Here is a 428-nt window from a genome sequence, read left to right as displayed (position 1 = left end):
CCGTCCCCAGCAATGCGCGTCCCGTGCGGATGCTGGGAACGAGCCTGACCATCGGGCGCGGACAGGAAAACGACCTTGTCCTGCCCGATCCGGACCGGATGGTGTCCAAGACCCATTGCGTGATCGAGGATCACGGCGGCAGGCTCTTTGCCATCGACCTGTCGACCAACGGGACCTTCCTGAACTATGGCAAGGTGCCGATCGGACGGGCGCCCACGGCGATTCACGACGGCGATGTCCTGTCGATGGGCCCCTACGAATTGCTTGTTCGGATCAACGACATGGCGGACGATCTTCTTCCGCCCGTCGATCTTGGCCCGGCCTCGCACGGTCGTGCCGCCGCGGCCCCCGACCCGATGCGCCTGCTCGACGATGCGCCGCCGGGGACGGACTTTCTCGATTCGCTGCTTGGCGATCCGAAGGGGCCG

1 protein-coding gene is annotated in these 428 nt (G+C 65.9%); it reads left to right on the top strand.

Features of this window, described 5'->3' with window-relative positions; translation table 11 throughout:
• Positions 1-29: 29 nt before the first annotated feature.
• Positions 30-428 (top strand): FHA domain-containing protein (locus ACLD7X_RS19155; RefSeq protein ID WP_411425264.1); only part of this gene is annotated, 399 nt, incomplete at its 3' end.

The organism is Aphanothece microscopica RSMan92 (assembly GCF_046613545.2).
GTDB lineage: Bacteria > Cyanobacteriota > Cyanobacteriia > PCC-6307 > Cyanobiaceae > NIES-981.
Note: the sequence above shows the minus strand (reverse complement) of the source record. Positions and strands in the feature narration are given on the sequence as shown.